This window comes from Adlercreutzia sp. ZJ138 (assembly GCF_011038935.1).
Taxonomy (GTDB): Bacteria; Actinomycetota; Coriobacteriia; order Coriobacteriales; family Eggerthellaceae; genus ZJ141.
Genome location: NZ_JAAKEA010000002.1, coordinates 28014 through 51676 on the forward strand (window position 1 = coordinate 28014; position 23663 = coordinate 51676).

The window sequence follows — 23663 nt, forward strand, 5'->3', positions numbered from 1 at the left end:
TGTCCTATACCCAATCGCGGCGCATTGCTTCCCATTTCGCATCGCGGCCGGCCACTACACTGGCAACTTCGTCGTCGGTGAGCGCGCGGAAGCGTCCTTGCCGACGCAGGTAATGCTCGACGCTGCCAAACGCCGCTGGATCGGCCTCGAAGCGCTTTGGGTTGCGGCTCAACTTGAAACTGCCACCCGGCACGCCCGACACGTCCGCACCCTCATACTCAGCCAAATACCACAGCCCGCAGTCGACCATTTCCTTCGCGATATCAATGGTGTCGTCCACCGCACAGCCCCAACCCGTCGGACACGGCGCAATCACATGGATGTACTTCGTGCCGCGAATGGAGGCTGCACGCTGCACCTTGCGCATGAAATCGGGCAAATACCCGACAGACGCCGTGGCAGCATACGGAATACCATGCGCGGCCACGATTTCGAACATATTCTTCTTCTGCGTCAGGCACCCGTGCGCGTTTTTCCCCGCAGGCGTCGTCGTGGTCTTCGCGCCGAACGGCGTCAGCGACGACTTCTGGATGCCCGTGTTCATGTACGCCTCGTTGTCGTAGCAGATGTACAGGATGTCGTCGTTGCGGTCGATAGCACCCGACAGCGCCTGGATGCCGATATCAGCCGTGCCTCCGTCGCCAGCAAAGCCCACTACCGTACAATCCTCGAGCTTCTTACCCTGCACGCGCAGCCCTGCCTCGATACCCGACAGCACAGCGGCGGTGGCAGCAAACGGCGTGATGATGGCATTGGTGGAAAAGCACAGCTGTGGAAAGTTGAAACCCACGGCACTCATGCAGCCCGCTGGCAGCGCCACAACGGCATGTGGCCCAAGCACCTTGAGCGCCGCACGTACCGCAAGCGATCCGCCGCAACCCGCGCATGCTTTGTGGCCGAAAAACAGCTCGTCATCGGTGATGTTGCGCGCATTGATGGCCATTACCGCACCTCCGTTTCGCGTACCGAGAAAACCTGCGCTTTGCTGGAGTCGCCGTCGCCATCGCAGCTCGGCGCGGCGCACCCGGCGCCGTTGTCGCGAAGCTCGCCACCAAGCACTCGACCGCAGCCAGGTTCAGGGTCAAGAGAATCGACACCCAAAAACGTTACACGCGGTAGCTCGGTTGCCGCAGCACATCCCTGCTCGCGCACCTGAGCAGCCACGCACTGCAACGCACGGAATATACTCACAACGTGATCTTCCGAAATATTGTCGCCACCCAAGCCACCAATGAAGTTGTACGTAGGAGCGGTTATCCCCGCCTGTTGCAACGCCGAGTTGACATTTGTGAACACCGTGCCCTCCGCACCGAAGGAGATATCTTTTTCCAGCACGGCCACCGCTTCTGCACCGTACAGCGCACGCGCGATCTGACGCGCCGGAAACGGACGCATGTAGCGAATCTTCAGCAAGCCGGCACGCACGCCGCTTGCACGCAAGTGGCTCACAACACCACGGGCGAGCCCGGCAACCGACCCGAGCGTAACTAACACCACTTCGGCGTCATCGCAATCAATCGCCTCTATCATGCCTGGGTACCGCCGTCCGGTAACCTCTTCGAAACGGCGCTCCACAACGGATACCACCTGCGGCACCGCTTCGGCCATATCGCGATGTGCCCAATACTTGTAGTAACGATTGAACTCCGGACCCGCAGAATACCCCATGTTCACCGGATGGTCGAAATCAAAGCAGTTGCCCGCCGCATCGTACGGAGACAGAATCGCGTCAGCTTCGCTGGGTTCGGGAATGTCCACGTTCTCGTACGTATGTGTGAGCGCAAATCCATCAAGGTTTACCATGAACGGTGTACGAACACGCATGTCTTCCGCAACAGCGTAGGCCATGAGCGCCAAATCGAGTGCTTCTTGGTTGTTTTCGGCGTACGCTTGAATCCACCCGTGATCGAGCAGCGCCAATGAATCGCGCTGGTCGCCGTAGATGTTCCAGGGCAGTGCCGTTGCTCGGTTGGCGTTCATCATAACAATGGGAAACCGCCCGCCTGCCGCGTAGGTTAGCACCTCGGCCATGTACAACAGCCCTTGGCTGCTCGTTGCTGTAAACGTTCGGGCACCGGTGGCGGCAGCGCCCATGGCAGCAGACAGAGCCGAATGCTCGGATTCCACATGAATGTACTCGGCGGCAAGCTGGCCCGATTCCACCATTTCGGACAATCGCTCGACCACCACCGTCTGCGGCGTGATGGGATAGGCGGAAATTACCTGCGGGCGAGCCAGACGCACGCCTTCAGCAAACGCCTCATCACCAGAAAGAAAGCGCTTCATCTACTCATTCGCCTCGCTTTCGGGAATCATGCGAAGGGCCCCAAAGCGACACATCCGCACGCAAATGCCGCAGCCCTTACAGAAGTCGTAATCAACAGCAACGCCATCAGCTCCTACCCGCCAGCCCACATCTCCCTGGTCCACATCAGTCAGCGAGGGCGCACAGGGTACGTCAGATTGCGGTGAGAGCCCGAGGAAGCGGCCTTCGGGCCGCGACGAGGAATCGGAGCCGCAAGATGGCGTGGCCTGTGCGGCCGCAGCGTCGGCGAGTTCCGTCGGTCGGCAGACCGACGGAACTCTATAAATAGCGCCATCCGGGCAGTATAAGTAGCACTGCAGGCAGTTTGTACACTTCTCGGCGTCAATGACGGGGCGCATGTTGCGCCACCCGGCGTTTTTTGCCACCAAGTGGCCCGCCGGATAACACGTAGTACGCGCATACACGGCATGATCTAAGCTCGGTGGGCAGGCAAGATGCGAACGCAGCACGGGAATGTGTTCGCAGATGCGCACCACATCGCCAACTGGCACATTCGCCGCCGTACCAATGCGAGAAACGTCGTTGTTCATCGGAGTGTTCCTTCCTCGCCATCGACACTACCCTCTCGCATTACACGGCGCGCCTCGTCAACGATACGCTCGTTCTTCTCGTGCAGTTTCGCTGGCATGTACTGACGAATGGCTTGCTTCACCTCGTCAGCAGAAAGCGTGCTGCCAAGCGCCGAAATGGCTCCTAAGAATACCGTATTGGGAATGGGTCTGCCAAGCAACGCTTCGGATATACCGTTCGCGTCGATGGCGATAATGTGGGCGTCCACCGAGTCTCCGAAGGCGGCAGTCAGATCGGCTGCCGAGCGAGCGCTGTTTACCAGCACGCAACCGCCTGGCTTCACCTCGGCCTGCCATCCACTCGAAAGCAGCGTTTCGTCCAGATATACCACATAATCGGCGCGCGTAACGGCGCTGCGGTCACCAATGGGTGCATCGGACACCTTCGTAAACGCACGCATGGGCGCACCACGCCGCTCCGGTCCAAACGACGGGAACGCTAGCGCATAACGCCCTTCACGCAGCGATGACGCTGCGCCCAACAGGCGCGCCGCCGTGAACGCGCCTTGTCCGCCGCGTCCATGCCACAGTATTTCGATCATGCACGTCCCTCTCTGACGAATAATTCTCATCCAGTTACAGAGAATGCAAGTATACCGCTCCCGCGCTGCTTCAGAAAAAGTCGTCGACGGATGGCTCGCCCTCGCACACCGCCACCCGCAACCGTCCGAACTGCCCGCACTTCTAACAACAACAGCGGCCCGCCCCCTGCGGGGAGACGGGCCGCCACATATCACGCGAGCGCGGTACGCACGAACCTCGAACCTACCGCTTACTCCCGAGCGTAACGCTCCAGGCTCTTCTTCAGGCCACTCACGAAGCGCTCACCGAGTGGGCTTAAGCACGCGCCCTGCTTCGTAACAATACCTAGGTGCAGCTTCACATCGGTGTCAAGCTCAACCGTGGTCAAGCTCGTACCGTCGGCAATGCCCACCAAAATGCCGCTGGTAACCGTGTAGCCGTTCAGCGCCGTGGCCAGCTCACTTAAGGTAGCGCGGTCGGTGCAGATGATCGTCTTGTCGCGCGCCACGTCCGACAGCGCTTCCTCAAAGAACTCCTCTGGCACATCAGCACCCTGATCGAAGCGGATGTAAGGCCAATCCTCCAGATCGTCTAAGGAAAGACGTGACGCATTCGACAGCGGATGGCTTACCGGCAGCGCCACACGCGGCGCGCTTTTCGCCAGTTCGGTGAATTCCAAACCAGCCTCGGCGATAGCCGCGTCGAGCACCGCTTCCGACGTGGTAGTACGCATGATCAGGCCCACTTCGCTCACACCCGAGGAAACATCGTCGAACACGCCTTGCGTAGTGGTGTCGCGTAGCAGATAGCGGTAAGAATCGCCGCCCGCAGCCAAAACGGTATGGGCGAACGTTTGGACACCGAACAGGTAGTGCTGTTGGGAAACGGAGAACGCGATAGACATTAGTTGCCCCTTTCGTCGATGAAGCGGGATGCCTTGTGCTCGGAAGACGTTCCCAGCTTGCCAGCATCGTACACCAAAACCTTGGCCGGACGCACGCCACAATGGGCCTTCAGCGCCGCCTCTACACGGCGAGCCACCTCGTCGAAGGGCTCAGCGCTGCCCTGCGCGCGCTCAACCGACACCTCGTACTTCGTGGTGTAGTTCTGATCGTATACGCGAATTAAGTACTCGCCAGTCAGCCCCTTCTCGGCGCGAACCACGTACTCGACGTCGCTGGGGAATACGTTCACAGCACCCACAATGAACATCTCGTCTTTGCGGCCGGTAATGTGAATGCGCGCCAGCGTGCGACCACATTCGCACTTCTCGGTTGACACGTACCCGATATCACCCGTGCGGAAACGAATCATCGGACGAGCCTTCTTCATGAGCGTGGTGTACACGAGCTCACCGGTCTTGCCGGGTTCAAGTACCTCGCCAGTTGCCGGGTCAACTGTTTCGACCAGAATTTGGTCTTCCACGATATGCAGACCATCGTGTGCTTCACACGCCGCGGCGCACGCGCCGTAGATGTCGGACAGACCGAAGAAGTCAACCACCTTCGCGCCCCACAAATTCTCGATAGCCTCGCGCGTGCTCTTGATGGAACCGCCCGGCTCACCAGCAACGATGATAGTGTGAATGTTGAAGTCGGTGCGCGGGTCGTAGCCCTTTTCCTTGGCCTTTTCGCCCAAAGTCCACGCATAGCTAGGGCTTGTCCAAATGACCGTAGGCTGGTACTGCTTCAGCACGAACAACAACCGGTCGGACGGCACGGCACCCACCCAAATGGCGAGCGCACCCAAACGTTGCGCGCCGATGACGTCGGGGCCGCCCACGTACAGAGCGAAGTTCAGGCCGTGCACGTAGCGGTCATTCGGACGCATGCCCGCCTGCCAGAACAGGCGCGCTTCGGTGTCTTGCCACAGGTCGAAGTCCTCCTGCGTGAACGGCGACACCGTGGGCACGCCGGTTGAGCCCGACGAAGTTGCCATAAAGATGACGTCTTCCTCGGGAACCGTACACAGCTCACCGAAGAAACTGCCCACATGCTGTGTTTCACGCTCGGTCTTCTTATCGATGAAGGGGAACTTTGCGATGTCGGCAAGACACGTAATGTCTTGCGGCGACACACCCGCCTCGTCAAACGAGCGCTTGTAGTACGGCGCATTCTCGTAGGCATAGCTCACCATGGCTTGCAGGCGCTCAAGTTGCAGCGCCTCAAGCTCTTCGCGCGGCATGCACTCGATTTCCGGGTCGTAGTACTTCTGATCGTACGGAATGTCCTTCTTTGCCATGTCGGTCGCTTTCTCTCGTATCCTCTTGAAAACAGCACCGCTTATGAAACCATGGCGACACGTATCGATCAACCCTTGGTGTCATTCGATGTTTTGATGCTTTGTTATCTGTATAATAGATTGCCAGGTGAAATAAAAGACTGAGATGATGTCGCTTCAACTTCTGCCGAAATCCGCCCTTGCAAGAACGGGTCCTCATTTCGCCTTGCGTTCACCCTTTCTTCGACCCCCTCCCCTTTCACATACCGATAACCTATTATCGCTATAATGTATTGCTACGTTTTCGTTATTACCGTTAAGCTATGGAAACACCTCGCGCGTCGCACGCTGCGCAGCGCATTGCCACCGAATCCGATTGTTTACGCCCACCGCTTCAACGGAGGTCCCTCATGACCCTCACCCAGCTTCGATACCTCATTGCCATCGCCGAGTACGGCTCCATTAACGCCGCCGCCCAAAACCTGTACGCATCGCAGTCGAACCTGTCGACTGCGATCAAGGAGCTCGAACGCGAGCTGGGCATTAGCATTTTCACGCGCAGTAACCGCGGCGTCACCCTCACCAACGACGGCACCGAGCTTTTGGGTTACGCCCGCCAGGTCATCGAACAGGCCGACATGTTGGAGGCGCGCTACGCCGGTCAGGACAGCTCGCACGTACGCCTCGCTGTTTCCACACAGCACTATGCGTTCTCGGTGCAGGCGTTTGTGAACGTCATCGAGTCGTGCGAGGGAGAAGACTACGAATTCATCATGCGCGAATGCGCAACGAGCGAGATCATCGATGACGTACGGTCGTTTCGCAGCGAAGTGGGTATCTTATATATGGACAGCTTCAACAAACGCGTCATTCAAAAAGCGCTTGACGATGCCGACGTGGCGTTCTTTCCCCTGTTCGACGCGAAGGTACACGTATTCGTGGGCGAGCGACACCCACTGGCAAACCACACATCGCTAACTCCCGAAGACTTAGAGCCGTACCCGCGCTACTCATTCGAGCAGGGTTCCATGAATTCGTTTTACTACGCAGAAGAGCCACTGTCATACCTGCCGCATTCCCGCAACATCCGCATCTCCGACCGCGGCACCCTTTCACAGCTGCTTTCGAGTCACAACGGATACACGCTGTCAACCGGCGTGCTTTCAGGAGAAATGACATCGGGAATCAGCCGTATTCCGCTTACCTGCGACGAAGTGATGCAGGTCGGCTACATCATGCACAACGAGCGCAAGCCACATGCCCTGCTTCGCAGCTACTTGTCGGAACTACACCGCATCATTGAAGCGAACCCCACTGTCACGCACTATTTGGGGTAAGTTGAAACGCAGCGGCACTCCACAGTTATGGGAAAGCGTTAAAGCGAAGAATAAACCGCCGCATTCTATAGGCTGAAACACAGCGGCACCCCGCAGTTAAGGGGTGCCGCTATACATCGTTATTGTGCGATATTATCGCGCGTTACTCACGTACGGCGCTTTGTCCTTCAGCAGCACGTCATGCGCGCCGCCCTCAACGATAGACGTTGATGACACCAGTGTCAGCTTCGCCTTCTGTTGGAATTCGGGGATAGTAAGCGCACCACAGTTGCACATGGTCGACTTCAGCTTCAACAGTGTGACGTCCATGTTGTCTTTCAGGCTGCCAGCGTAGGGTACGTACGAGTCAACACCCTCTTCGAACGACAGCGCCTTCTTCTTGCCGCCCAAATCGTAACGTCCCCAGTTGCGTGCACGCGCAGAGCCTTCGCCCCAGTATTCCTTCATGTAGGTGCCGTTGACCATCACCTTAGCGGACGGGCTTTCGTCAAAGCGGGCGAAGTAGCGGCCGAGCATCACGAAATCGGCACCCATGGCAAGCGCCAGCGAGATGTGATGGTCATACACGATGCCACCATCGGAGCAGATAGGCACGTACACACCCGTCTCCTTGAAATACGCATCGCGAGCCTTTGCAACCTCAATGGTGGCAGTGGCCTGACCGCGACCGATGCCTTTCGTCTCGCGGGTAATGCAGATGGAACCGCCGCCGATGCCAATCTTCACGAAGTCGGCACCTGCGTCGGCCAAGAAGCGGAAGCCTTCGTCGTCAACGACGTTACCAGCGCCAATCTTCACGGTGTCGCCGTAATTCTCGCGTACCCACTCGATAGTCATCTTCTGCCAGTCGGAATAACCCTCGGAACTGTCGATGCAGATCACGTCGACGCCGGCCTCCACCAGCGCCGGAACTCGCTCGGCATAGTCACGCGAGTTGATACCCGCACCCACCATGTAGCGCTTCTGTGAGTCGAGCATCTCGTTGGGGTTCGACTTGTGTGAATCGTAGTCCTTACGGAACACCATATACTTCAGGCAGTCGTTCTCATCAACCACGGGAAGCGAGTTCAGCTTGTGATCCCAAATGATATCGTTGGCAGCCTTCAGCGTGGTATCGGCCGGTGCCACGATCAGCTTTTCGCGCGGGGTCATGAAGTTGGCAACCTTCTCGTCTAAGCTCATGCGAGAAAGACGATAGTCGCGCTCGGTTACAACACCTAACAGCTTGCCGTTGGGCTTGGCACCCTCGGTTACGGGCATGGTGGAGTGTCCCAGCCTCTCTTTGAGCGCCACAACATCAGCTAAGGTCATGTCGGACGACAGGTTTGCATCGCTTTCCACGAAGCCGGCTTTGTGATCTTTGACGCGCTTCACCATGGCAGCCTCATCCTCAATAGACTGGTTGCCATAGATGAACGACAAGCCGCCTTCGGTCGCCAACGCCACCGCCATGTGATCGTCCGACACGGCAGCCATGATGGCGCTCACCATGGGTGTATTCAGCGACAGCGGGCATTCCTCTTCGGCGGGGCGATACTTCACCAGCGGCGTTTTCAAGCTGACTGCAGTCGGAACGCACGTGGAAGGAGTGTGCCCCGGAACGAGCAGATACTCATTAAATGTACGGGACGGCTCTTCGAAATAGTAGGCCATGAGATCTCCTTCTTCACTCGGCACGATGGATGAACGAATATCGCGCTATTGTACTACGCAAAGCACGGGAATACCTGGCGCAGTCCCGCACACGGCAAAAAAGAACGGGCCCGAATGGACCCGTTCGTCACACGCGATGGTGCTGTTCTGCGATTCCGCACAGCTTAGAAGCGCTGGAACTTGTCGGCGGCGCAACCGCAGATGGGGCACTTCTCGAAGTTGTCACCCTTCTCGATGTAGCCGCAGATGGGGCACAGGAAGTAGTCGTCGTTATCGACGGCATCCAGGTTGTTGTACGCCTCCATATACTTCTCTGCATGCACCGATTCAGCCAGCTTAGCGCGGGTAAACACGCGAACAGCCTTGGCGTTGCCCTCTTCGATAGCCTTGTTGATGAAGGTAGGATACATGTCAGCAGTCTCGTAGATTTCGCCCTGCGCAGCACCAATGAGGTTCAGGTCAGTTGCCTCAACAACAACCTCATCAGCGGTGGGGCGCTCATAGCCTTCCTCCAGCTCGGCAATAAGAGCTGCTTCCATGCCAATGTGAATCTGCTCGGCAGCGGAAGCGGCGCGGAACAGCTTGGCAGCCTGCGCGAATCCTTCCTCGTCAGCCTTAACGGCGCACGCAGCGTACTTGGCGGAAGCTCCTGTTTCGCCGCAAACGGCTGCCTTCAGGTTGTCCAGCGTGGTGCCAGCCGTGGTGGCGGACTCAGTTACCGCATGGAAGTTGGAAGAATTCTCAGGGGTGGGAATAACGTCGCGAACGATCATCATGATCTCCTTTTCGTCTTCGGGATAGTGCTTCAGGATTCCTCTGCAATCCGCCGAAACGTTGGCAGCGCATTTCCTCCCTCAAGCTAGCGCAAGTGTATCTTATTGATACAAAATATCAATAAGCTTCGCAAGGTTTACAAGTTGATACCTAAGCGCATGCAACGACTACGTTTTTCCCACTCGCAGCCACGCCGAAGTACTGTACTCCGGCAGCGCCGTGCGCACTCGCCGCTCCATAAGCACGATCGATTGCTTGTGTAAGCGCAGCAGTGGCAAGAGCGGCCAAGTCGGCTGCGCCAGGTGTATCAGGTGCAGCGTACTTTAACTCGATGACAATAGCAGGATCGCGGTCAGGCTCACAAGGAGTGAGAAGGATATCAAAACGTCCGCGCCCTGCTTCACGATTCGACACCGGATCTGCATAGCCGCGCAAGCCAAACAAGAGACCCAGCATAAGCATGTGGTAGCTGTTTTCGCGCGTTAAATCGAAGAAACTAGCCGAGCTCAGCATAATACGTGTGAGCTCTTCTTGCACAGCCTGCGCCTCACCACAAATCAACGCCCGATGCAAAGCACTCAACCGATCTCGCCCACCAGCTGCTTCGGAAAACCGTTGGAGGATTTCGCTGCGGAATAGTTTCGCCACCTCCAAATTAGGAATACGCAGAAGGCGCATTACATCGGTGTCATTCGGGAATTCCGTGTCGTCGGTCGTCAGATAACCGGCCAGATACAGCATGCTCCATACTGCTTCCTCCCGTACACCCAGATCGGGAAAAACAACGCGCAAATCAAGCGGGGAAGCAATCGTGCCGCCTTGCTCTAACAGGGAAAACAACTCAGCCAGCACATCCTCGCTTGCATTACGCACCACTTCACCGATTACCGAGTTGCTGGAGGTGTTGCCCCAATATACGTCGGTCTGATATCCCTGGCTGAAACAACTCACCACACTCCAAGGGTTGTACACGTCCACTTTGCCAAACCGATAGCCATCGTACCAAGCTTGCACGTCATCCATGCATGATGTCGTTCCGCAGTACTCCGCAAGCGCATCCACCTCATCCTTGGTGAATCCGTAACGCTCATCTGAATCGACATTCAATGATGTGTTTACCACAAGATTATTGAGATCGGAAAAAATTGACTCTCTCGAAATACGCTGCACACCTGTGAGCACAGCGAATGCAAGCGCCTCGTTATCCTTAAGAGCGCCCGTGAGCCAAGCTTTTAAAAAAGCAACAACCTCGTCATAGTAGCCGTAGGAATGCCCGGCCATTACCGGTGCATCGTATTCATCGATCAACACCACAGAACGGCGACCATAATGCCTGGCCAGAAGCGTCGACAGTAGCAACAACGATTGCACGAGAGAGCCTTGGTCTGTCTCGCCTGTGGCAATACGAGCAAAAAGCCCTTGGTCGATATCACTCAAACGATCACTTTCCGCAAGATAACCATGCCGACGGTACTCTGCAGCAATTGAAGCGGCAATGCCACTCAGAAAACCCTCCCAGTCCAGGCTTTTCAAGTTGTTGAACGAAAAACGGATAACGGGATATGCTTGATAGTACTCACGGTAGCGCCCACCCTCTGCATCCCAGATAGCAAGTCCACAAAACAGAGGTTTTGTATCCGCACCAACAAAGTCGTTCGGAGAAGGAATTTCGAAAAACCGCTGCAGCATACTCAAATTGAGCGATTTGCCAAAACGGCGCGGGCGACAGAACAGCATGGCGACCGACCCACTATCGAGTACGTCAGCTATAAGCATGGATTTATCGACAAACACTGCGTTCTCAACAACAGAGGTGAAACTGCTGTTACCAACAGGCAACACCTTGCGGCACGCCAGATCGGATATGCGCACGTTGCCCTTACGAAAGATCCCGTTCTCGTAGATGCCGTGAGTTCCTTTGTCCATGAATGCCGCTTTCTTGCTCGATGTCTCATCTGCGCGGTGAAGTGCGCGCCGCGCGAGCTTTCGGGTAATTATACGCTATATCCAAAGAAGCCGACTCCCGCCCACCTCAGTCAGCCACACTGCCCACCGCCCACAGGCGCAACCCAAAAACGAACAAAAGGCCCTTTCAAATATCAATAAGCTTCGCAAGGTTTCCAAGTTGTCGCTTAGGCGCAGGCCGCATTCGCGGTAGAATCGGTGCGTTCAACAAGTGTCGTCCGCGAACAAGGGGCCACACGGAAGTGCGAGCCCAAGCCAGAGGGCAAAATCCCACGCGGACGGCCCAACGCGAAAGGCAGGTGTGCTATGGAACGCGAAAACGCATGGAAGAACTACGACGAGGAAGCCTTAGCCGAGCTTGAGAAGCTTAGCAAGGGCTACATCGATTTCATATCAGAGAACAAAACCGAGCGCGAAGTGACGGCCGCATCGATCCGCATGGCCGAACAAGCAGGCTACATGCCGCTCGAGCGCGCCGTGAGCGAAGGACGTACGCTTCACACAGGTGACAAGGTGTGGGCGCATATGCAGGGCAAGGCGCTCATGCTCGTGCAGCTAGGAAGCGCCCCACTGCAACAGGGAATAAACATCTTAGGGGCACATGTGGACAGCCCACGTTTAGACATCAAGCAGAACCCGCTGTACGAATCGGGCGACTTCGCGCTGCTGGACACGCATTATTACGGTGGAATTAAGAAGTACCAATGGGTAACGCTTCCTTTGGCACTTCACGGGGTAGTTGCCAAAACCGACGGCACCGTGATCGATATCTGCATCGGCGAAGACGAGGCCGACCCGGTGTTCTGCGTAACCGACATCCTGCCGCACCTGGGTGCGCAACAGATGGAGAAGCCCGCAGCGAAGATCGTCGAAGGCGAAGACCTCGACGTGCTGGTAGGCAGCCGTCCAGCCATGCAGGCTCGTACCGAAGACGCAAAGCATACCGACGCTGCCGCCAACGATCCCACAACGCCCACCGTGGCCACCGATAAAGAGGGGAGCACAAAAGACCCGGTAAAGGCATACGTGCTTTCTCTCTTGCAGCAGAAATACGACATCAGCGAAGAGGACTTCCTGTCCGCCGAGCTTGAGGTGGTGCCCGCCGGACGGGCGCGCGAACTCGGGTTTGACCGCAGCATGGTAATCGGCTACGGACAAGACGACAGCGTATGCGCGTACACCTCGCTGGTAGCGCAGTTAGATGCGCCAGCCGAGCTGAACAAAACGGCGGTGTGTCTCCTAGTCGACAAGGAAGAGATCGGAAGCGTCGGTGCCAGCGGCATGACATCGCACTTCTTTGAGAACACCATGGCCGAAATCTTAGCGTTAGCCGACGAGCAGCTTGCCGGACGGCGCGCCGAAGTTGGCGGCGGCCTTGCACTGCGCCGCTGTTTGGCAGCATCAAGCATGCTGTCATCTGACGTATCGGCCGGATTCGACCCATTGTACGCCGGCGTGTTCGAAACGAAGAACACCGCATATTTAGGCCGTGGCCTGGTATTCAACAAGTACACGGGGGCGCGCGGCAAAAGCGGTAGCAACGACGCTCGTGCCGAATTCGTGGCACGTGTGCGCCGGGTGATGGACGATGCGCACGTAAGCTTCCAAACCGCCGAGTTAGGGCGCGTCGATGCGGGCGGCGGCGGCACTATCGCCTACATTCCCGCTGAATATGGCATGGACGTCATTGACTCGGGTGTGCCGGTGCTGTCAATGCATTCGCCGTGGGAGGTAACCAGCAAGGCCGACATCTTCGAAGCCTACAAAGGCTACGCAGCATTTTTAACGAACGCGTAAGTTAGAAAACAAACCATCCGGCTATCTGCGCATAATCTCACTGGATCAAGCCCTCCATGCGCAGATTGCCACCGTTCACTCACCCCTCCTTATACCCAACCTCCGATATGCAACGTTCATTCACAACGCTTGAGCACCCATTATTACGGAAGCGTAACGACGATGTGACGATTTAGCACTCTCGCTTCACGAGTGCTAATAATCGTGCCATACTCTTTGCGAACCAAAAAACGGTCCGGTTCGAGACCCCCGATGCGAGGATGTAAAGCGCAAGCGATACGGAAGGCATGTAACAGCACCACCCGTACAGGGTACACACATCACCCGCCTGCGCTCATGCATCCACTAACTCGGCGCATCGAAGCCAAACCGGCCACGACGCACAAAGGAGTTGACACTCATGACGAAGATGATGGTAACCACACCGCGCAATGCCCACCGCAGCCTACTCAACGAGCTGATGAGCGATCCGTTCGATGCCTTCTTTAACATGCCGGCCATGCCCGCGCAGAAGATGGCACCCACACTCATGCGCACCGACATCAAGGAAACCCCGACCGCCTTCGAGCTGACTATCGATCTGCCTGGCTTCAAGAAAGAGGACGTAAAGATCGAGCTGAAGGAAGGTAACCTGCACGTATCTGCTGAAACTCGCAGCGAGTCAAGCGACACAGATGAGGCTGGCACCTACGTTCGCAAGGAACGCTTCAGCGGAAAGTGCAGCCGCACCTTCTATGCCGGCGAAGACATCGAAGAGGACGAAATCCGCGCCCGCTTCGAGAACGGTGTCCTCAGCATTACGGTACCGAAGAAGCAGGAGCAGCCCAAGCTGGAAGAGTCGAGAAGCATCGCCATCGACTAAGCTGCCCGGCAAGCGGTAGCCGACAACTGTACCATGCAGCTCACCGGCTACCGAACCAGCCCCCCTTGGGTGAAGCAACCCCTTACCCCATTTCGCTTCACCCCTTCTTTCTCCTTCAGGAAAGCGGCCCACGTGGTCGCTTTCCTGCGTTTGGAAGCAAGCACGCAGCAAATCGCGCTGCAAGCCTTGCCGCATCCGACAGCCGCGCCACCTGCGTCTATCCTGCCACTGCGTTTTCTTACATGCGCTTCCAGAAATCCTGCGAAAGCTCCTTGCGGTTGGCACAACCCGTCTTCTTAAAAATGTTGTGCATGTGCACCTTCACTGTGTTGAGCGCGATGCCCATGCCCGACGCTATGTTTTGATTGTCCTTGCCCGACAGCGCCTGCCCCAACACCTCGCGCTCACGCGCCGACAGCCCATAACGACGCGCATAGGCAAGCAAGTTCTCACGCATCTTCTCGTCATCAGGGCCATCCTTAATGGCAGTTGGCTCGTGAAAACGCATAAGCAGCATGCGTGCTGCGTCACGACAGGCAAAAAAGGCGCAGGCGAGCAGCAGTACATTTTCGGCGTAGTTTCGCTCTGAGCTTATAAGAACTGGTCCAATTTGGAAGTACGGCGTATCGCAAATCAAAAACCCGTAGACATCCTCAATGACAATACAGGCACCCAACACGACCAATGTGGCCGCAATCCAGCGCTTCCGCCACAGACGCGCCCGTTCGAACTCGTCTTTCGTGCGGAGGAAGCGCATAGTTGCCGCGCAGAGCATCCACAGCAAAAACACGCTACGCAACGTATAGAATGCAAAGCGCTGAAACCCGCTATCAGGAAAGCCCACCAGCACGAACTCGCTCAAACCAATGAACACCAGGCCGGGCACGATGCGCATCGCTTCACGTGTGTCTCCCACGTACTCGCAAATGATCAGCCAAAGCGAAACAAGAAAACCCGCACCGGTGAAGATCACCAAAAACGACCGAACGAGCAAGTACGTGCCGTCGTGCACAAATGTCGCATCAATGTGCTCCATGAACACGTCTTGAAACACCAGTACCACGTCGAAAAAGTACGACAGGAAACCCGTGAAGGAATAGAGCATCATTTTACTGCGGCCTACCAAAAACGCCGACAAGCACGCCGCAGCCGCCAAACACGATGCGAGCAGCGTGAGGATCATCTCGTAGAACAGCAGTAGTTCCATGACGCTCGACCTTTCGCTCACATCCACGGGGGATGGCGTCTACATGAATAGTCTTCAGGTGATAATCGGACGCTTGCCAACACCCAAAGCAAAACTCGAAGATTACTTCACTTGAAACTCAAAAGCCGAACTCAAACCATTTGCGCCGCGCGGTGGAATCGGGTGCTTTTTGCTTTCATAAACACGCGCGTTTCGTTCAACAGGATTATCTCAAAAAGGAAGCGCTGCGTAAACGAAAAGACGCGTTTCTGATTTTCGCACATATACTTTCATCAGGCGTTTATTGAGGGATTAGCAAGTTTTACAAACACGTTAATCACAAGATACACCAAGCCGTGCATCCCCGTTAATCCTTCACGGCACGCCAAAACCATGCAATGGTGGCTATGTAGTAACACGGGAGAGGGACACCCAAACAAGACAGAGGCGCAACACCTTCGATTCGCACCCTTGCAGCACGATCGCTGCGCTTTGACGTCCGCCAAAGCTCTGCAGCGTGAAGCATAGATGTACCGTTCGCATCCATTGGGAAGGACCCTTGGAAAACGACCAGAAAAGGAGGGGCTATCATGTCTGACACTGCCAAGAAAAGCAGAAAGAAGCGCTCGATATCTTCATTCACCATTCTTTTGATCATGTTGGTGGTTCTGGCCATTCTTACGCTCATCATGGCGTTTACCGGAACCGAAGGCATTGAGGGGGCAACGCTGTCAGGCGTGCTCACTGCTCCGGTGAAGGGCTTTACGGACGCTTTACCCATCTGTTTGTTTGTTATCATCCTCGGTGGCTTTTTAGGTGTTGTCACCGAAACCGGTGCGCTTGATGCCGGCATCGCGGCGCTGGTGAAAAAGATGCACGGCAACGAGCTTATCCTCATTCCTATCCTCATGTTCATCTTCTCCATTGGCGGCACCACCTACGGCATGCTCGAGGAAACCGTGCCATTCTACCTGCTGCTCGCGGCGACCATGGTGGCCGCCGGCTTCGACAGCATGGTTGGCGCATCCGTGGTGCTGCTGGGCGCTGGCTGCGGTGTGCTGGGTTCCACGGTAAACCCGTTCGCCATCGGCGCTGCGGTCGACTCGCTGTCAGGCACCGGTCTTGAGGTAAACCAAGGCATTATCATCGGCTTGGGTGCTGCACTGTGGCTGATCTCGTTGGCTATTTCAATCGTGTTTGTCATGCGCTACGCAAAGAAGGTTAAAGCTGACAAGGGTTCCACTATTCTGTCGCTGCAAGAACAAGAAGTCATGAATAAGGAATTTGGCGAGGAAGCCAAAGCTGCACAGGAAGCCAAAGCAGACCCAAACGCAAAGCTACTCAGCGGCCGCCAGAAGGCAACGCTTATCGTGTTCGGCCTGACGTTTTTGGTCATGGTTATCAGCTTCATTCCGTGGGAAGACCTTGGCGTAGATATGTTTAACGCCGGCGCTGCTTATGAAGAGGTTGCCACCGATGTGAACGGCGACGAAATTACCGCCGTATACGACGAGGCCACCGACTCTGCCCTAACGCTTAATGGCGAAGCTTCCGGTGTTGCTGTTACCGAAGAGCAAGTGTCGAGCAGTTGGTCATCGTTCTTGACGGGCCTCCCGCTTGGTCAGTGGTACTTTGACGAAGCATCTACGTGGTTCTTGCTGATGGCAATCATCATCGGCCTGATCGGCGGCATTTCCGAAAGCCGCTTCGTGAAGGCGTTCGTTAACGGCTGCGCCAGTATGATGTCGGTCGTGCTCATCATCGCACTCGCCCGCTCCATCACCGTACTCATGGCTGAAACAGGCCTATCGGTTTGGATTCTCGAGAACGCCGCCAACGCACTGGCTGGCATGTCGGCAGTTATCTTCGCCCCACTGTCATACCTGCTCTACATCGTACTGTCGTTCCTGATTCCGTCTTCGTCGGGTATGGCAACGGTGTCCATGCCCATCATGGGCCCCTTGGCAAGCCATCTCGGCTTCTCTGTTGAGACAATGGTGGTCATCTTCAGCGCCGGCAATGGCCTGGTGAACCTGTTCACCCCCACCTGCGGTGCTATCATGGGCGGCTTGGCAATTGCCAAAATCGAGTACTCAACCTGGTTGAAGTTCGGCGCGAAACTATTCATCATCTTGGGTGTGGTCAGCATGCTGGTTCTCACCGCAGCGATGGTTATCTTGCAGTAGCGCATTGCTGGCCTGCAAAGCCGCACAGCCGCGCAAACCGCACGGCTTGCGAAAAGCGAACTTTGCTGCACTACAAACGGGAGACGTCCACTTCGGTGGGCGTCTCCCGTTTTACCATGCATAAATGAGTTCCCTGCTCAGCGGCCGAGGCCTACCGCGCCTATCGCACCTACCACTTGGGCGCTTCACCGTCTAAGATGCCCCGTCTAAGATACCCAGCGCAATCTCGTAGCCACCCGCACCGTAGCTTAAGCACTTCGACACGCGCGCGATGGTAGTGGCCGACGCGCCCGTTTCCTCTTCGATAGCCGCATACGACTTCCCCGCCGACAATAGGCGCGCCACAGTCAGGCGTTGTGAGGTGTCCTTGATCTCGCGGATAGTGAACAGGTCCTCCAGCAACGCGAAGATGGTGTCTTCGTCGTTAAGCTCGGCAAGCACGCGCAGCAGATCATCGACTTCCTTCGTTCTGATTTCGGCCATAGCTGTGCCTTTCTTACGAATAGAACAAGATCTCGTTGTAGGTGGGCACGGGCCACAGCGCGTCGTCAACCAGAATTTCCATGCGATCGACCGCCGCGCGCAGCGCATCCATAATGGGAATGATCTCGTGGGCGTACGTATTGGCTTTCTCCTGCCCGTTCTCAACCTCAAGTACCGCATAGTGCGCCGTGTGCAGCGCCTCCAGATGCTCGTTGATCTCGTCGACACCGCCGAGCAGTTTGTTCAGCAATGTTTCTTGCTGGCGCACCGGCGCGTTCGGAGCAACAGCCTTGATGGCGGCGATGTTGCTGGCGATGCGGCCCGCATATTCGTTGATAGCGGGAAGGAACATGCGGCGCACCATGCGCTTCATCGTGCGCACCTCGATGTTCATAAGCTTGTTGTACTTCTCCAGCTTCACCTCGTAGCGGCTGCGCGCTTCGGTTTCCGACAAGATGCCGAACATCTCGAACAAATCGATACTGCGCTGCTCGATAAAGCACGGCAGCGCTTCGGCTGTGGTCTTGTTATTCGCCAGACCGCGACGTGCGGCTTCTTGTTCCCATTCGGTAGAATAGCCATTGCCGTTGAAGATGATGCGACGATGAACACGCAACGTGTCCTTGATGTAGTTAATGGCAGCCGCCTCGAATTCCTCGCCGCGCTTGCCCTCCATAGCATCGGCAAAATCCTTCAGGCTCTTGGCCATAGCTGCATTCAAAATGGTGTTGCAGTCAGCCAGGTTCACCGCACTGCCCGGCATGCGGAACTCGAATTTGTTGCCTGTAAACGCAAAGGGGCTGGTACGGTTGCGGTCGGTGTTGTCCTTCAGGAAGTTCGGAAGCACATCGACGCCCAAGTCCATGGATACCTTGTGAGCGCTTTCGTACTCGCGGTCACTCACCAACGCTTCCACAATGGCTTCTAGCTCGTCACCCAAGAAGATCGACACGATGGCGGGCGGTGCCTCGTCGGCACCCAAGCGATGATCGTTGCCGCACGACGCCACCGACATGCGCAACAGCTCCTGATAGTCATCGACGGCTTGGATGACGCCTGTCAAAAACACCAGGAATCGCAGGTTCTCCATGGGGTTCTCGCCTGGGTCAAGCAGATTCTTCTTGCCTGCCGAGATAGACCAGTTGTTGTGCTTGCCACTACCGTTTACTCCAGCGAACGGCTTCTCATGCTGCAAACACACCAAGCCATGATGCGAAGCTAAGAGCTTCATCTTCTCCATGGTGAGCAGGTTCTCGTCGATACCACGATTCGTGGTGGTGAAAATAGGTGCCAGTTCGTGCTGGGCGGGTGCCACTTCGTTGTGTTTGGTCTTCGCAGCAATGCCAAGCGCCCACAGCTCGTTGTCGAGCTCTTTCATGAACTCGTTCACCGTGGGGCGAATAGCACCGAAGTAGTGCTCTTCAAGTTCTTGGCCCTTGCACGGGCAGTAGCCAAACATCGTGCGGCCGGTGAGCACCAAATCGAGCCGTTGCTCGTACATTTTCTCAGAAATGAGGAAATACTCCTGCTCAGCGCCGAGTGTGGTGGTCACGCGCTGCTGCCGCTCGCCAAACAGTGCCAGCACGCGGTTAGCCTGCACATCAATTGCTTTCATCGATCGCAGCAGCGGGGTTTTCTTGTCGAGCGCCTCGCCGGTATAGCTGCAAAATGCCGTGGGAATGCACAGTACTTCGTCTTTGATAAAGGCATAGCTGGTGGGGTCCCACGTGGTATACCCGCGCGCTTCGAAGGTGGCACGCAGACCGCCCGACGGGAAGCTCGACGCATCAGGTTCGCCTTGAATAAGCTCCTTACCCGAAAATGTCATGATGGCGCGGCCGTCGGGTTTCGGATCGATGAAGCTGTCATGCTTTTCGGACGTAATACCCGAAAGCGGCTGAAACCAGTGAGTGTAATGTGTGGCGCCCAGTTCGATGGCCCATTCCTTCATGGCATGAGCCACCACGTTGGCAACTTCGGGGTTCAGCGGATCGCCATCCTGTACCGTCTTCATAAGCTGCTTGAACGTTGCGGAAGGCAGGCGCTCCTGCATCGTATGAACATCAAACACCATAGAACCGTAAATTTCGGAAATGTTCGTCATGTGACCCCGTACTCCTTACACCATGTCAGCCGAGAAGGTAACTCTCATACAATAGCACGCCTGCGCAAACAAGCGCAGCGACATTGCACCCTTACCAAAGTAACGTCGCAATGTTTCGCGCCGATTGCCGCAGGTTGCTGCAGGTGAAAAAGCCTCTTGAAGCACCCAGAAACCCATAATACGCGCACACAAGAAATCTCCGATAATCCAAGCAGATCCCTTCGCCCACCACCAAACGCGAACGAACTGTTTTTCATCGACGCTTCTCGCCCAAAAATAAGTTTCGCCGACTTGAAAAGCCGGCGAAACGAAAACTTGCTGCGTGTTTGAGTTTAGCGCTTGCTGAACTGCGGGCGCTTGCGGGCCTTCTTCAGACCGTACTTCTTACGCTCGACCACACGGGCGTCACGCGTCAGGAAGCCAGCCTTCTTCAGCTCGGCGCGATAGTCGCCAGCTGCCAGCAGGGCGCGGGAAATGCCGTGACGCAACGCGCCAGACTGACCCGAAACGCCACCGCCATTGATGCGGGCGATAACGTCAAAATGATCAACGGTGTCGGTCACCTTGAACGGAACGAGCGCGGCATCAAGCAAGGCCTGACGGCCGAAATACTCTTTGCCTTCGCGACCGTTGACGGTCACCTTGCCGGTACCAGGAACAAGACGCACGCGGGCGACAGCATTCTTGCGACGACCGGTGCCGTAGTACAAAGCTTCACCTGCCATGGGTTAGTCCTCCATCTTGATCTCGCGGGGCTTCTGAGCCATATGCGGATGCTCCGCACCGGCGTACACCTTGAGCTTTTTGCCCTGGGCGCGGCCGAGCGTGTTCTTCGGCAGCATGCCCTTCACAGCATGTTCGATAACGCGCTCAGGATGCTTGGCCATAGCCTCGGCGAAGGTTTCGCACTTCAACCCACCCGGATATCCGCTGTGGCGGTAGTACTCTTTGCTGGTTGCCTTCGTGCCAGTCAGACGGATCTTGTCCGCGTTAATGATAATCACGAAGTCACCGGTGTCCACATGCGGCGTGTACTGCGGCTTGTGCTTGCCCTTCAGAATGTGCGCGGCCTTAGTAGCGACGCGACCCAAAACCTGATCCGTAGCGTCGATCAAGACCCATTCGCGCTCAACTTCGTTGGGCTTCGCGTAATACGTCTTCACTCTACATTCCTCCAATAAGCTCTTTCGCCTGTGCGGTTTCCCACCAGGCGGCCATCGCTTGCCGAAACCAGGAGAAGCAGCCTCGTTTCGTTTCTGCAATGAATGTCGTTTGTCAAAAGTGCAGCTCAAACGGATGCTGGTTTCCTACGCCAGCACGCCACCTTCGGGCCTGGACTCCCTAAGGCAACGGCGCTTCCGCCCATTGCTGCATGCACGGGGCTTTTGATAAGCGAACTTTTGCATTGTATCCGCCCTCATCAGGCAAAGTCAACGGAAAAATGAAGGTATATTCGCGATCTGCACATTATCGGAAAATTGGCGGGGTCTTGAAAGAGTATGCCGTAATAGAACCCTCTCAATCCCCCACCGTCTTGCGCGCTCAGCGCATATTATGCGCGCGGATTGTCGACGATGGTGGCTTCAACCTCGATCGGATCCGCTGTGGTTGGCGCATCCGCAGTTGGTGCACCGCCCTCGGGTGCCGAAGCGGCAGGTGTTGGCGCAGGTTCCGCCGCAGCCGCTTGCGCAAACCATGCGGCACGAATGTCGTCGATAGACCGTCCGCATCCGCTGCAGAACAAGTGATCGCCAGCCACGCGCGACCCACAGAATGGACACAGCGGCGACTGCTGCGCCTCGGTCTGCGCCTGCTCGGCGAGATTAGCTATTTGAGCTCTCACCTGTTCGCGCTCAATGTCGAGTGCAGCAATACCGTCGTAAAGCCGCTCACGCCCCGCACGCATGTCTGGGTCATCTTTTGTGTCTTCGTACAGACTTGCGCCTAACTGAGCAGCAAGGCTTTGCCGCTCCCGGGTTATCTCACGCAAGCGCACCTCGTATTTCAGGTTCTTGGCCGCACGGTCAGCCACATTGGTTCCGCGGCTCAAAGCGGCGCTCATCGAGTCGAGCAGATTCATGGGACACCTCTTCCTGACAACATTCCTGTATACATGAAGCAGCGCATAGCGCGCATTGCTTCCTTATAACATGGCGCATCTCGCGGCGCACACTATCGGCGATGACAACCTGCCGCAGCTCATCGCCCACAGCATCGTCGCACAGCGCGTCGCGCTACCGCTTCGGCGTGTTCTTCGGCGCGTTCTTTGCCGCGTTGGCCTCGGTCTTCACTACCAACACGTCGCACGCAACACCGCGCACCAGATTAGTGGACACGCTGCCCACAAACGCATATTTGAAGTTCGACAGACCACGCTCACCGCAAATAACCAGATCAGGGTTGCATGGTTCAATCAGCCGCGCGATCAACGTATCGGCAACACGACCTGCACGAACCTGTAGCTCAACCGACTTGATGCGCGGGTTTTTGCGCGCCAGGTCAAACACCTCGGCCAGATCGGTCCTGATTCGCTGTTCAGCTTCGGCACACAGCTCTTCAAAATCGACACCCGACGCCTCGTATGGAACGGAATCGATCACGTGGCCAAAAATGAGCTCGGCTTCGTTATGGTCGGCAACCTCAATTGCCTTACGGGAAACGAAATCCTGCGTGGATGAGCCATCTAACGCTACGAAGATACGAGAATGCAACGACATCTTAGCCCCTTTCTTCGGAAAACCTCCTGCAGCTTCATTGTAACGCGCCGACAGCAAAGCCCTTCCCAAAACACACAAGCCTTGCTGAACGGTAACGAACGGTAACGAACTCGTAGCATACACGTAACGCGCCCTCGATCGAATCGCGACCTCACTCACATCGCTCTCGTTCGTAGCACCTACCCGGCGCTACACGCCCACACCTGCGCCTACAAAGAGCCCAACGACGTAACCAGCAAAACGCCCCCAATGGCAATAAGTAGCGCATACGTAAGCGTGAGGAAGCGCTGCTGACTGATGCGAGCCTGCAGCTTATTGCCCAGAAACGTCGCGAGGATGGCAAGGGGCACACAGCAAGCAATTACCTGCACCACATCCGACGTGAAATGCCCTTGCTGGAATGCGATAACAGCATAAATAAGATTCAGTATGGCCCACACCATAGACAGCGTGGCCCGAAACTGCTGTTTGTCGCGTATTTTCTGCACGGCATAGATAACCAACAGCGCACCGCCCGACACGAACATACCCTGAATAAGCCCTGCTCCCATCACTACAGCAACAAGCGCCCCTTCGGGTAGGAACCGCTGCTGCTTCTGCATCAGGTTCTTCACGCCCACCGCCACGATGACCACACCGTAAATGATCAGCAGCGCGTCGAGCGGCAGCACGGTGTCAAGCCAAATTCCCAACAACACGAACGGCAGCATAATGCCCACGATCTTACCCAGCTCACGCCAGTTCACGTGTTTGATGTTCATCACGCCCAGCAAACCACACGCAAAAAAGCCCATAGCATTCAGCACACTCACCGATTCATGAAGCCCCAGCGTATGCGTACCCACGGGCATACAGAAGATGTTGCCCGCAAAGCCCGTTATGGCCTGCACCGTGTAACCAAATAGAAACGCAGCAAGAAAAATCACTTTATTCATATGTGGTACAATCCTCGGATACTCAAA

General features: G+C 56.2%; 21 protein-coding genes. 4 read left to right on the top strand and 17 right to left on the bottom strand.

Going from position 1 to position 23663, the window contains the following annotated elements; all coding sequences use genetic code 11:
• Positions 1-4: 4 nt before the first annotated feature.
• From G7Y43_RS01025 to G7Y43_RS01050, 6 genes are all read right to left on the bottom strand, one after another.
• The gene (locus tag G7Y43_RS01025) at positions 5-943 is read right to left on the bottom strand and encodes a thiamine pyrophosphate-dependent enzyme (RefSeq protein ID WP_165043155.1); all 939 of its coding nucleotides are present in this window, start codon (positions 941-943) and stop codon (positions 5-7) included.
• On the bottom strand, positions 943-2286 hold the full coding sequence (gene porA, locus G7Y43_RS01030) for a pyruvate ferredoxin oxidoreductase (RefSeq protein ID WP_241158090.1): 1344 nt from the start codon (positions 2284-2286) through the stop codon (positions 943-945). Before porA ends, G7Y43_RS01025 begins: the two co-directional genes overlap by 1 nt.
• Positions 2287-2856, bottom strand: coding sequence for a 4Fe-4S binding protein (locus G7Y43_RS01035; RefSeq protein WP_165043158.1), 570 nt, complete (start codon positions 2854-2856; stop codon positions 2287-2289).
• Entirely contained in the window at positions 2853-3437 is a 585-nt protein-coding gene (locus G7Y43_RS01040) for a 2-oxoacid:acceptor oxidoreductase family protein (protein WP_165043160.1), read from the bottom strand. The genes G7Y43_RS01035 and G7Y43_RS01040 overlap by 4 nt, the downstream gene beginning before the upstream one ends.
• 230 nt (positions 3438-3667) lie before the next feature.
• Complete coding sequence (locus tag G7Y43_RS01045) at positions 3668-4321, bottom strand: LysR substrate-binding domain-containing protein (RefSeq protein ID WP_165043163.1); 654 nt, start codon at positions 4319-4321, stop codon at positions 3668-3670.
• Positions 4321-5658, bottom strand: a complete 1338-nt coding sequence (locus G7Y43_RS01050; protein WP_165043165.1) for a phenylacetate--CoA ligase family protein — start codon at positions 5656-5658, stop codon at positions 4321-4323. The genes G7Y43_RS01045 and G7Y43_RS01050 overlap by 1 nt, the downstream gene beginning before the upstream one ends.
• 389 nt (positions 5659-6047) lie before the next feature.
• On the opposite strand from G7Y43_RS01050, the gene G7Y43_RS01055 reads away from it, so the two are divergent.
• Complete coding sequence (locus tag G7Y43_RS01055; RefSeq protein ID WP_165043168.1) at positions 6048-6974, top strand: LysR family transcriptional regulator; 927 nt, start codon at positions 6048-6050, stop codon at positions 6972-6974.
• Positions 6975-7106: 132 nt separating this feature from the next.
• Here G7Y43_RS01055 and G7Y43_RS01060 read toward each other — a convergent pair whose 3' ends face one another.
• The 3 genes from G7Y43_RS01060 to G7Y43_RS01070 all read right to left on the bottom strand — a co-directional run bounded on the left by G7Y43_RS01060 (position 7107) and on the right by G7Y43_RS01070 (position 11327).
• Entirely contained in the window at positions 7107-8627 is a 1521-nt protein-coding gene (locus G7Y43_RS01060; RefSeq protein ID WP_165043170.1) for an IMP dehydrogenase, read from the bottom strand.
• A 164-nt stretch (positions 8628-8791) separates the two neighbouring features.
• On the bottom strand, positions 8792-9403 hold the full coding sequence (locus G7Y43_RS01065; protein ID WP_241158091.1) for a rubrerythrin family protein: 612 nt from the start codon (positions 9401-9403) through the stop codon (positions 8792-8794).
• Between the two features lie 148 nt (positions 9404-9551).
• Positions 9552-11327, bottom strand: coding sequence for an AAA family ATPase (locus G7Y43_RS01070; RefSeq protein ID WP_165043172.1), 1776 nt, complete (start codon positions 11325-11327; stop codon positions 9552-9554).
• Positions 11328-11672: 345 nt separating this feature from the next.
• On the opposite strand from G7Y43_RS01070, the gene G7Y43_RS01075 reads away from it, so the two are divergent.
• Together G7Y43_RS01075 and G7Y43_RS01080 are read left to right on the top strand one after the other, a co-directional pair.
• Positions 11673-13163 carry an aminopeptidase gene (locus G7Y43_RS01075; RefSeq protein ID WP_165043174.1) on the top strand — a complete coding sequence of 497 codons (1491 nt, stop codon included), beginning with the start codon at positions 11673-11675 and terminating at the stop codon, positions 13161-13163.
• Positions 13164-13572: 409 nt separating this feature from the next.
• Positions 13573-14025, top strand: a complete 453-nt coding sequence (locus G7Y43_RS01080; protein WP_165043403.1) for an Hsp20/alpha crystallin family protein — start codon at positions 13573-13575, stop codon at positions 14023-14025.
• A 238-nt stretch (positions 14026-14263) separates the two neighbouring features.
• Here the strand turns inward: G7Y43_RS01080 and G7Y43_RS01085 are convergent, their stop codons facing one another.
• Positions 14264-15232, bottom strand: coding sequence for a helix-turn-helix transcriptional regulator (locus tag G7Y43_RS01085; protein ID WP_165043177.1), 969 nt, complete (start codon positions 15230-15232; stop codon positions 14264-14266).
• Between the two features lie 569 nt (positions 15233-15801).
• On the opposite strand from G7Y43_RS01085, the gene G7Y43_RS01090 reads away from it, so the two are divergent.
• Entirely contained in the window at positions 15802-17397 is a 1596-nt protein-coding gene (locus G7Y43_RS01090) for a YfcC family protein (RefSeq protein ID WP_165043179.1), read from the top strand.
• 192 nt (positions 17398-17589) lie between these two features.
• Here G7Y43_RS01090 and G7Y43_RS01095 read toward each other — a convergent pair whose 3' ends face one another.
• The 7 genes from G7Y43_RS01095 to G7Y43_RS01125 form a co-directional block, all read right to left on the bottom strand.
• Complete coding sequence (locus G7Y43_RS01095) at positions 17590-17880, bottom strand: YerC/YecD family TrpR-related protein (RefSeq protein WP_165043181.1); 291 nt, start codon at positions 17878-17880, stop codon at positions 17590-17592.
• 13 nt (positions 17881-17893) lie between these two features.
• A complete protein-coding gene (locus G7Y43_RS01100; RefSeq protein ID WP_165043184.1) occupies positions 17894-19984 on the bottom strand; it encodes a glutamine synthetase III in 2091 nt (696 codons plus the stop codon).
• A 332-nt stretch (positions 19985-20316) separates the two neighbouring features.
• Positions 20317-20709: a 30S ribosomal protein S9 gene (rpsI, locus tag G7Y43_RS01105; RefSeq protein ID WP_165043186.1), complete on the bottom strand. Its 393-nt coding sequence runs from the start codon at positions 20707-20709 to the stop codon at positions 20317-20319.
• Between the two features lie 3 nt (positions 20710-20712).
• Positions 20713-21147: a 50S ribosomal protein L13 gene (gene rplM / locus G7Y43_RS01110; RefSeq protein ID WP_165043188.1), complete on the bottom strand. Its 435-nt coding sequence runs from the start codon at positions 21145-21147 to the stop codon at positions 20713-20715.
• A gap of 389 nt (positions 21148-21536) precedes the next feature.
• Complete coding sequence (locus G7Y43_RS01115) at positions 21537-22064, bottom strand: zinc ribbon domain-containing protein (protein ID WP_165043191.1); 528 nt, start codon at positions 22062-22064, stop codon at positions 21537-21539.
• Positions 22065-22218: 154 nt separating this feature from the next.
• Positions 22219-22701 carry a universal stress protein gene (locus G7Y43_RS01120; RefSeq protein WP_165043193.1) on the bottom strand — a complete coding sequence of 161 codons (483 nt, stop codon included), beginning with the start codon at positions 22699-22701 and terminating at the stop codon, positions 22219-22221.
• 209 nt (positions 22702-22910) lie between these two features.
• The gene (locus G7Y43_RS01125) at positions 22911-23636 is read right to left on the bottom strand and encodes a sulfite exporter TauE/SafE family protein (RefSeq protein WP_165043195.1); all 726 of its coding nucleotides are present in this window, start codon (positions 23634-23636) and stop codon (positions 22911-22913) included.
• Positions 23637-23663 lie beyond the last annotated feature (27 nt).

Excerpts from the sequence above, each read along its gene's own strand:
- G7Y43_RS01025 (WP_165043155.1), bottom strand. The coding sequence starts at position 943 with ATGGCCATCAATGCGCGCAACATCACCGATGACGAGCTGTTTTTCGGC.
- porA (WP_241158090.1), bottom strand. The coding sequence starts at position 2,286 with ATGAAGCGCTTTCTTTCTGGTGATGAGGCGTTTGCTGAAGGCGTGCGT.
- G7Y43_RS01035 (WP_165043158.1), bottom strand. The coding sequence starts at position 2,856 with ATGAACAACGACGTTTCTCGCATTGGTACGGCGGCGAATGTGCCAGTT.
- G7Y43_RS01040 (WP_165043160.1), bottom strand. The coding sequence starts at position 3,437 with ATGATCGAAATACTGTGGCATGGACGCGGCGGACAAGGCGCGTTCACG.
- G7Y43_RS01045 (WP_165043163.1), bottom strand. The coding sequence starts at position 4,321 with ATGTCTATCGCGTTCTCCGTTTCCCAACAGCACTACCTGTTCGGTGTC.
- G7Y43_RS01050 (WP_165043165.1), bottom strand. The coding sequence starts at position 5,658 with ATGGCAAAGAAGGACATTCCGTACGATCAGAAGTACTACGACCCGGAA.
- G7Y43_RS01055 (WP_165043168.1), top strand. The coding sequence starts at position 6,048 with ATGACCCTCACCCAGCTTCGATACCTCATTGCCATCGCCGAGTACGGC.
- G7Y43_RS01060 (WP_165043170.1), bottom strand. The coding sequence starts at position 8,627 with ATGGCCTACTATTTCGAAGAGCCGTCCCGTACATTTAATGAGTATCTG.
- G7Y43_RS01065 (WP_241158091.1), bottom strand. The coding sequence starts at position 9,403 with ATGATGATCGTTCGCGACGTTATTCCCACCCCTGAGAATTCTTCCAAC.
- G7Y43_RS01070 (WP_165043172.1), bottom strand. The coding sequence starts at position 11,327 with ATGGACAAAGGAACTCACGGCATCTACGAGAACGGGATCTTTCGTAAG.
- G7Y43_RS01075 (WP_165043174.1), top strand. The coding sequence starts at position 11,673 with ATGGAACGCGAAAACGCATGGAAGAACTACGACGAGGAAGCCTTAGCC.
- G7Y43_RS01080 (WP_165043403.1), top strand. The coding sequence starts at position 13,573 with ATGATGGTAACCACACCGCGCAATGCCCACCGCAGCCTACTCAACGAG.
- G7Y43_RS01085 (WP_165043177.1), bottom strand. The coding sequence starts at position 15,232 with ATGGAACTACTGCTGTTCTACGAGATGATCCTCACGCTGCTCGCATCG.
- G7Y43_RS01090 (WP_165043179.1), top strand. The coding sequence starts at position 15,802 with ATGTCTGACACTGCCAAGAAAAGCAGAAAGAAGCGCTCGATATCTTCA.
- G7Y43_RS01095 (WP_165043181.1), bottom strand. The coding sequence starts at position 17,880 with ATGGCCGAAATCAGAACGAAGGAAGTCGATGATCTGCTGCGCGTGCTT.
- G7Y43_RS01100 (WP_165043184.1), bottom strand. The coding sequence starts at position 19,984 with ATGACGAACATTTCCGAAATTTACGGTTCTATGGTGTTTGATGTTCAT.
- rpsI (WP_165043186.1), bottom strand. The coding sequence starts at position 20,709 with ATGGCAGGTGAAGCTTTGTACTACGGCACCGGTCGTCGCAAGAATGCT.
- G7Y43_RS01115 (WP_165043191.1), bottom strand. The coding sequence starts at position 22,064 with ATGAATCTGCTCGACTCGATGAGCGCCGCTTTGAGCCGCGGAACCAAT.
- G7Y43_RS01120 (WP_165043193.1), bottom strand. The coding sequence starts at position 22,701 with ATGTCGTTGCATTCTCGTATCTTCGTAGCGTTAGATGGCTCATCCACG.
- G7Y43_RS01125 (WP_165043195.1), bottom strand. The coding sequence starts at position 23,636 with ATGAATAAAGTGATTTTTCTTGCTGCGTTTCTATTTGGTTACACGGTG.